The sequence below is a fragment of the Mycoplasmopsis cynos genome (assembly GCF_900660545.1).
GTDB lineage: Bacteria > Bacillota_I > Bacilli_A > Mycoplasmatales > Metamycoplasmataceae > Mycoplasmopsis > Mycoplasmopsis cynos.
The window spans coordinates 1-8,276 of record NZ_LR214982.1 but is presented as its reverse complement, the minus strand read 5'-3'; the positions used below and the strand labels follow the sequence as shown (position 1 = coordinate 8,276).

13 protein-coding genes and 1 pseudogene are annotated in these 8,276 nt (G+C 25.2%); 8 read left to right on the top strand and 6 right to left on the bottom strand.

The window, feature by feature from the left end; translation table 4 throughout:
• The first annotated feature begins 21 nt into the window (after positions 1 to 21).
• From EXC48_RS00275 to EXC48_RS04620, 8 genes are all read left to right on the top strand, one after another.
• Positions 22 to 258, top strand: coding sequence for a hypothetical protein (locus EXC48_RS00275; RefSeq protein ID WP_129720355.1), 237 nt, complete (start codon positions 22 to 24; stop codon positions 256 to 258).
• Positions 259 to 587: 329 nt separating this feature from the next.
• On the top strand, positions 588 to 755 hold the full coding sequence (locus EXC48_RS04630; RefSeq protein ID WP_165035602.1) for a hypothetical protein: 168 nt from the start codon (positions 588 to 590) through the stop codon (positions 753 to 755).
• An 803-nt stretch (positions 756 to 1,558) separates the two neighbouring features.
• Positions 1,559 to 1,795, top strand: coding sequence for a hypothetical protein (locus EXC48_RS00270; RefSeq protein WP_129720354.1), 237 nt, complete (start codon positions 1,559 to 1,561; stop codon positions 1,793 to 1,795).
• A 4-nt stretch (positions 1,796 to 1,799) separates the two neighbouring features.
• Entirely contained in the window at positions 1,800 to 1,937 is a 138-nt protein-coding gene (locus tag EXC48_RS04625; protein ID WP_165035600.1) for a hypothetical protein, read from the top strand.
• A gap of 285 nt (positions 1,938 to 2,222) precedes the next feature.
• Positions 2,223 to 2,555 (top strand): hypothetical protein, encoded by a 333-nt coding sequence (locus EXC48_RS00265; protein WP_129720353.1) that lies wholly within the window; start codon positions 2,223 to 2,225, stop codon positions 2,553 to 2,555.
• Positions 2,556 to 2,597: 42 nt separating this feature from the next.
• Positions 2,598 to 3,086, top strand: coding sequence for a hypothetical protein (locus tag EXC48_RS00260; protein ID WP_129720352.1), 489 nt, complete (start codon positions 2,598 to 2,600; stop codon positions 3,084 to 3,086).
• A 48-nt stretch (positions 3,087 to 3,134) separates the two neighbouring features.
• The gene (locus tag EXC48_RS00255; protein ID WP_129720351.1) at positions 3,135 to 3,320 is read left to right on the top strand and encodes a hypothetical protein; all 186 of its coding nucleotides are present in this window, start codon (positions 3,135 to 3,137) and stop codon (positions 3,318 to 3,320) included.
• An 82-nt stretch (positions 3,321 to 3,402) separates the two neighbouring features.
• Positions 3,403 to 3,543, top strand: a complete 141-nt coding sequence (locus EXC48_RS04620; protein ID WP_165035598.1) for a hypothetical protein — start codon at positions 3,403 to 3,405, stop codon at positions 3,541 to 3,543.
• Between the two features lie 18 nt (positions 3,544 to 3,561).
• Here EXC48_RS04620 and EXC48_RS00250 read toward each other — a convergent pair whose 3' ends face one another.
• From EXC48_RS00250 to EXC48_RS04615, 6 genes and pseudogenes are all read right to left on the bottom strand, one after another.
• A complete protein-coding gene (locus EXC48_RS00250; protein WP_129720350.1) occupies positions 3,562 to 3,771 on the bottom strand; it encodes a hypothetical protein in 210 nt (69 codons plus the stop codon).
• A gap of 224 nt (positions 3,772 to 3,995) precedes the next feature.
• Positions 3,996 to 4,280, bottom strand: a complete 285-nt coding sequence (locus EXC48_RS00245) for a hypothetical protein (protein WP_129720349.1) — start codon at positions 4,278 to 4,280, stop codon at positions 3,996 to 3,998.
• A 42-nt stretch (positions 4,281 to 4,322) separates the two neighbouring features.
• Entirely contained in the window at positions 4,323 to 5,324 is a 1,002-nt protein-coding gene (locus EXC48_RS00240) for a hypothetical protein (protein WP_129720348.1), read from the bottom strand.
• Positions 5,325 to 5,888: 564 nt separating this feature from the next.
• Positions 5,889 to 6,299, bottom strand: a complete 411-nt coding sequence (locus tag EXC48_RS00235; protein WP_129720347.1) for a hypothetical protein — start codon at positions 6,297 to 6,299, stop codon at positions 5,889 to 5,891.
• A complete protein-coding gene (locus EXC48_RS00230; RefSeq protein WP_129720346.1) occupies positions 6,280 to 7,491 on the bottom strand; it encodes a hypothetical protein in 1,212 nt (403 codons plus the stop codon). Before EXC48_RS00230 ends, EXC48_RS00235 begins: the two co-directional genes overlap by 20 nt.
• Positions 7,492 to 8,276, bottom strand: a pseudogene (locus EXC48_RS04615) (hypothetical protein); the annotation flags it as partial.

Below are 8,276 nucleotides of genomic sequence, written 5' to 3'. Positions count from 1 at the left end.
CTGAACTTTTTGAAATTTTAAATGCTAAAATATAAATCATTAATTTTAGATATGTATTTATCTTACCAATCCCGCAAGTACAATGGAATGTTGGCGGTACAAAAAGCAGACCAAATTGTTAAAAATCTTTTTAGCTTAGATAATAATAGAACAGTTAAAATCGATAGCAAAGCGACAATATCTGCGCTAGGTGATAATTTGATATTAAATATGCACCAACACAAGCACCTCAAATTATCTCAACAATTGAAAATTTAATTTATTGAATTAAAAAATCTTTATTAATTAAAAAAGATGGTGATGATGGTGGTACTCATAATAAACATAATGCAGAAATAGCTACATTAAATTCAGCGTACGAAGATTATATTGAAATGAAAGCGAATTTAAGAGAGATATATTATCAAAACTTTTTTAAAATCATTTAAGAGTACTTAAATTAAATTATGAACAAGATATAAATGTTATTGTTGTTTCTTCAACTAAATGATTAGAAGAACAAGCGAAACAATTACAAATAACACAAAATGGTGTTATGCTAAATAATAATCAAGTAGTGCATCAATTAAACCAAGAGGAAGACCAAAATGGACGCATTAACAATTAGTGATAACATAACAACTTTATATGTTTATAAAATTAAAAATTTTATAGAAAAACAAAAACTAGAAACAAATTCTAAAATTTTATCAGACTTGAATTTGTTGGTGAATTTGATGCAACAATTACAGCAAGAGCAAAACAAACAAATTTAAATTTAGATAATAAAATTTTAAAACTAGGTTTAAATGATAGTTTAACAGTTGCTATTGATGATAATTTTATTTTTGATGAAAATGAGTTTTATTTTATTTTAGGCTCAAAATACCAAGCGCATACAGGTTTATATGATGCTTATTATTTTGAAACAAAATTGATGAACTAATTTTTAATGATTTAGGCGATGATAAAATACAAGAATTTACAATAACTAAATTAAAATCTTTCAAAGAATTAAATGACATAGAATTTATTGTTGTTAATGATGAAGATGATGTTAATAATGAATTAGAAGTTGTTAATGCAGATGATAAAATCGATATTACTAGTTATCAACTAGAATTTTATTCTTCAGCATTAATCAATCAAATAATGCACTTTAAAAATGATTTTTTGAAGTGCCTAATTTTGAAATAAAGATAATAAAAACCTATTTTAATTTTTGCTAATCCAACAGCAGTTTATGATAATACTTATTCTTTATTTTTATGAAACATCTCAAAATTTTATGTAGATAATTGAAGTGTTATAAGTTTCTTTTTAAGACGCTTAACGTTAGAATATCATAAAAATTATGAACATTATTTAAAGCAAATTGTTAATAATGGTAGTCATCGCGAAATACTAAAAGAATGTGCGTATAACACATATGTAGAGTTTCAAGGAACAGAAACCCAACGCAAAGAATGAGCAGATAAAAACGGTAATGCAAAAAGTTCAGACATAAACGATTATTTAATCCGTAATTTTTATCAATTAGGCCAGAAGCAGAAAAGATAAAGTTTTTAAGTTTATTATAATGTTTTCAGAGCAAATAGCATCGTCCTATTGTTGAAAAGGTGGATTAAATGATGAACATAAAGCAGCATTACCAATGACAGCATATTTTAAAGATATTGCTAATGAATACTATGTTGATAATCCTAGAATTGTTTTAGAAAGTTTATTATATAGTACAAACGAGCAAGATAATAACGATATAAAATTTGGTGTATATAATCAATTTTTAAATAAAATATTTTCTTTTAAATGGTAAAACAGTGCAATTCGCATTAACACCAGACCAATTTGAAGAACCAGAATTATCACAAAGACCTGTTGATTTTAATAATAAAACTTTAAATCTAAATTATCCATTTTATTTATTTTTAACAGAACAAGATACAAGTAGCATTTAGGTTTAAGTAGTACAATTCGAGGACATTCAAAAGAAGTTATTAAAGATGATATTTTAGTTTGAAGTGGTATTAAAGATGAAGAAAAATATCAAACTGTTAATGAGAGCAAGAATACAAAATATCTTGCTTCAGAATATCCTCACTCAGAATTTGAGTTTTCAATCCTAGGAAGACAAAATATTTTTACGGCGTCGGTTAAAACGTCCCTCTTGTGATTGAAAATAATTATTATTATAATGAACTACATCAAAAGCAAAAATTATATTTGAAAAAGATAAATTTTATTTGACAAGTTATGATGCAATCCTAGGTTCACCATCACCAGCAATAAGACACGAATATTTAAAAATACGTGTAGTTAAAAAAGATTATGACAATTTATTTACTTTTGAAAATCAAAATTTATTTATGATTAATAATCCAAATGATTTAAATAAAAAAATAAATAATCACATTAATCGCATTGAGTTTTTTACAAATCCAGATAAAGTAATTATTAAAGGTGCATTTTTACAAGATTATAAAATAATTTTAAAAGGTAATGCTTTTGAAAATGGAAAAGAATTTAACATTAAATCAGACAATAAATTAACTAATAAATTAATTTTTTGAAAATAAAAACCAGGGAACCGCAGCCCATTAAAGACGGAGGAGTTATTAATGAAACTATTCGAAAATTTATCTCAAAAACTTGGCATATCTTGTCAAGAAATTAATGAAAAATTAGGTATTAAGGAAAATGCTAGCAAACCTGAAATACTTAATGCATTAGGTGTTTATGCTATTTTTGATGAAAAAGAAAACTTATCTAGTTATATCGCAGATAAAATAAGCAATAAGACCAAAGAACTAGAAGCTTCAAACTTAGAAAAAGAAAAAGCATTAAATGAAATTAATGAATTAAAAAATCAACTTTCTAATTTTGAAACTACTAAATCGCATTTAAAAGAACTTATTAAAAATGAGTTTAATAAAATCGACTTCACAACTAAAACAGATTTTGAACAATTAGATATAAATAAAATAGATTATTCTAATGTTAAAAAATCAATATTACAGCAAGCAAGCGAACTTAATTGAGAAGTCAAAGAACAACCCCAACCCCAAGAACAACCCCAAGAAAACAATTTAAAGCGAAAGGGATATTAACAAGATATTAAAGGAGAATTTATATGGCAAATGAATTAACATTAAAAAGTGCGCTGCAAACAGAATTTAGTTTTAGTGCAACCAAAAACAACACACGGAGCAAATTTAACACTTCAAGCAGCACAAATGGAAAGAGCATTATCTAGCTTAGTAGATAAATCATTATTTTTAAATATTTGTAAAAATACTGTTATTTTAGAAAGCTCAGATTTAAACGTTAAAATACAAAAGTAGTAGGTTCTAAATTTAGTCCTAAAACCGCAATTGGAACAGGTACAGCTAATAAATGACGTCTTGGTGGAAGTATTAACGTAAGTTGAAATTGAACCAAAAAGTTACAAGTTTAAAAATCAATCATCTGTTTGCTTCAAAAACTGTAACTGGTTCATTTCAACTTACGTTAATACTTCCACCAAGACGTCATTTATTAGCTGTACCTGTTCCAATTGCGGTTTAGGACTAAATTTAGAACCTACTACTTTTTGTATTTAACGTTTAAATCTGAGCTTTCTAAAATAACAGTATTTTTACAAATATTTAAAAATAATGATTTATCTACTAAGCTAGATAATGCTCTTTCCATTTGTGCTGCTTGAAGTGTTAAATTTGCTCCGTGTGTTGTTTTTGGTTGCACTAAACTAAATTCTGTTTGCAGCGCACTTTTTAATGTTAATTCATTTGCCATATAAAATTCTCCTTTAATATCTTGTTAATATCCCCTTCGCTTTAAAATTGTTTTCTTGGGTTGTTCTTGGGGTTGGGGTTGTTCTTTGACTTCTCAATTAAGTTCGTTGCTTGCTGTAATATTGATTTTTAACATTAGAATAATCTATTTATTTATATCTAATTGTTCAAAATCTGTTTTAGTTGTGAAGTCGATTTTATTAAACTCATTTTTAATAAGTTCTTTTAAATGCGATTTAGTAGTTTCAAAATTAGAAAGTTGATTTTTAATTCATTAATTTCATTTAATGCTTTTTCTTTTTCTAAGTTTGAAGCTTCTAGTTCTTTGGTCTTATTGCTTATTTTATCTGCGATATAACTAGATAAGTTTTCTTTTTCATCAAAAATAGCATAAACACCTAATGCATTAAGTATTTCAGGTTTGCTAGCATTTTCCTTAATACCTAATTTTTCATTAATTTCTTGACAAGATATGCCAAGTTTTTGAGATAAATTTTCGAATAGTTTCATTAATAACTCCTCCGTCTTTAATGGGCTGCGGTTCCCTGGTTTTTATTTTCAAAAAATTAATTTATTAGTTAATTTATTGTCTGATTTAATGTTAAATTCTTTTCCATTTTCAAAAGCATTACCTTTTAAAATTATTTTATAATCTTGTAAAAATGCACCTTTAATAATTACTTTATCTGGATTTGTAAAAAACTCAATGCGATTAATGTGATTATTTATTTTTTTATTTAAATCATTTGGATTATTAATCATAAATAAATTTTGATTTTCAAAAGTAAATAAATTGTCATAATCTTTTTTAACTACACGTATTTTTAAATATTCGTGTCTTATTGCTGGTGATGGTGAACCTAGGATTGCATCATAACTTGTCAAATAAAATTTATCTTTTTCAAAATATAATTTTTGCTTTTGATGTAGTTCATTATAATAATAATTATTTTCAATCACAAGAGGGACGTTTAACCGACGCGTAAAAATATTTTGTCTTCCTAGGATTGAAAACTCAAATTCTGAGTGAGGATATTCTGAAGCAAGATATTTTTGTAATTCTTGCTCTCAATTAACAGTTTGATATTTTTCTTCATCTTTAATACCACTTCAAACTAAAATATCATCTTTAATAACTTCTTTTGAATGTCCTCGAATTGTACTACTTAAACCTAAAATGCTACTTGTATCTTGTTCTGTTAAAAATAAATAAAATGGATAATTTAGATTTAAAGTTTTATTATTAAAATCAACAGGTCTTTGTGATAATTCTGGTTCTTCAAATTGGTCTGGTGTTAATGCGAATTGCACTGTTTTACCATTTAAAAAGAAAATATTTTTATTTAAAAATTGATTATATACACCAAATTTTATATCGTTATTATCTTGCTCGTTTGTACTATATAATAAACTTTCTAAAACAATTCTAGGATTATCAACATAGTATTCATTAGCAATATCTTTAAAATATGCTGTCATTGGTAATGCTGCTTTATGTTCATCATTTAATCCACCTTTTCAACAATAGGACGATGCTATTTGCTCTGAAAACATTAATAATAAACTTAAAAACTTTATCTTTTCTGCTTCTGGCCTAATTGATAAAAAATTACGGATTAAATAATCGTTTATGTCTGAACTTTTTGCATTACCGTTTTTATCTGCTCATTCTTTGCGTTGGGTTTCTGTTCCTTGAAACTCTACATATGTGTTATACGCACATTCTTTTAGTATTTCGCGATGACTACCATTATTAACAATTTGCTTTAAATAATGTTCATAATTTTTATGATATTCTAACGTTAAGCGTCTTAAAAAGAAACTTATAACACTTCAATTATCTACATAAAATTTTGAGATGTTTCATAAAAATAAAGAATAAGTATTATCATAAACTGCTGTTGGATTAGCAAAAATTAAAATAGGTTTTTTATTATCTTTTATTTCAAATTAGGCACTTCAAAAAATCATTTTTAAAGTGCATTATTTGATTGATTAATGCTGAAGAATAAAATTCTAGTTGATAACTAGTAATATCGATTTTATCATCTGCATTAACAACTTCTAATTCATTATTAACATCATCTTCATCATTAACAACAATAAATTCTATGTCATTTAATTCTTGAAAGATTTTAATTTAGTTATTGTAAATTCTTGTATTTTATCATCGCCTAAATCATTAAAAATTAGTTCATCAATTTTTGTTTCAAAATAATAAGCATCATATAAACCTGTATGCGCTTGGTATTTTGAGCCTAAAATAAAATAAAACTCATTTTCATCAAAAATAAAATTATCATCAATAGCAACTGTTAAACTATCATTTAAACCTAGTTTTAAAATTTTATTATCTAAATTTAAATTTGTTTGTTTTGCTCTTGCTGTAATTGTTGCATCAAATTCACCAACAAATTCAAGTCTGATAAAATTTTTAGAATTTGTTTCTAGTTTTTGTTTTTCTATAAAATTTTTAATTTTATAAACATATAAAGTTGTTATGTTATCACTAATTGTTAATGCGTCCATTTTGGTCTTCCTCTTGGTTTAATTGATGCACTACTTGATTATTATTTAGCATAACACCATTTTGTGTTATTTGTAATTGTTTCGCTTGTTCTTCTAATCATTTAGTTGAAGAAACAACAATAACATTTATATCTTGTTCATAATTTAATTTAAGTACTCTTAAAATGATTTTAAAAAAGTTTTGATAATATATCTCTCTTAAATTCGCTTTCATTTCAATATAATCTTCGTACGCTGAATTTAATGTAGCTATTTCTGCATTATGTTTATTATGAGTACCACCATCATCACCATCTTTTTTAATTAATAAAGATTTTTTAATTCAATAAATTAAATTTTCAATTGTTGAGATAATTTGAGGTGCTTGTGTTGGTGCATATTTAATATCAAAATTATCACCTAGCGCAGATATTGTCGCTTTGCTATCGATTTTAACTGTTCTATTATTATCTAAGCTAAAAAGATTTTTAACAATTTGGTCTGCTTTTGTACCGCCAACATTCCATTGTACTTGCGGGATTGGTAAAGATAAATACATATCTAAAATTAATGATTTATATTTAGCATTTAAAATTTCAAAAAGTTCAGGATTTACCATTTCAATATCTGGCGCTTCACTTGCTTTATTTTTAAAAACAGTGAATGGTATAAAATTATTAACATTTAATTCTTGTTTATAAGTGCTACCAAATAATTCTTTTGGTGATATTGTTTTGCCTGTTCTAGTGCTAATACCATATTTTTTAATGTAATTACTATCTAAATCATATTCATAAACAACTTCAAAAACTTCATTTTTAATTTTTTGCTGTCCTAATGAAACTTTTAAAAAAGATAATTCATTATCTAAATTAAATGCATAATCTATTACTTCTGCTAAAACTATTTTTTTATTTTCTAAAATACCTAATGCAGCCAATCCTTTTTTATAAAGCATTACCTCTAATTTTTGTATTAGTTCTAAAAAATAATTATTATTCAAAAATTTTAATAATTCTTTTTGATTTTCTAATTCTATTTTTGGCAAAGCGTTAGCAAGCTGTGTCATTTGTTGTACTGCACCATCATTTTCAAATTGTTTTTTACTGTCTGGTATTTTAAACTCTTTTCCTTCACCAAAAATAGAATTAAAATTTTGAGAATTAGTTAATATAAAATTTGATTTAAAAATTTCTTCATTTGTTTTTGACATTTATTCTCCTTTACTTTGAAAAATTAAATATTGATTTTTATATATAAACGAACACGCCATTTCAAAAGCATTAATTAAATCGTAAATTTCTGCAAAAATACTTTCGTCTCTTTTTAATTCTTGATCTGGTATAACTTGTTTAGTAAAGTTTTCTAAAAGTTTTTTGCTGCCTTGTGAATTTATTAATTTAATAAGACCATTAGCAAAAATAAATTTTTCTCAATTTTGGCGGGACACAATGCCGAAAGCTTGTTTATTTGTATCACGTCTATTTGCTTTAACTGCATAAATGTTATCTAATTGCATTTCTGATGCAATTGCATTTAAGTTTTCAATAATAATATCGTTATCACAAGCAATAACACTGTTAAATGTTTCTGCTGTTAAAATTTCTTCATCATCAAAAGAATTTTTATTTTTTAAATATTGCATTATATCTTTATTGCTTTCATCAATTATTTTTAATAATGCTCTACAATTTTGTAATCTGCTATCTGTTTTTGTAATAGCTTTAATATCTTCTACTGCTTCTAAAACTAAAATTTCTCCTTTTTTAGTTAATGCAACACGCACTCACGACGCATTATCAACTTTACCTGGGTCAAAACCATCTCAAATCGAATAAATTTCATTATTTTTTAAAAGAGTATAAAAGTATTCTTTTTCTACTAATTCTATTTCTTTTCTAATCTCACCTAAATTATTTATGATATAAGGTTTTAAAAAGTAATTAGTTTTTGTGTTTCATCTAAAAAAACAAATCCTGCAACTGTAACAATCCATAA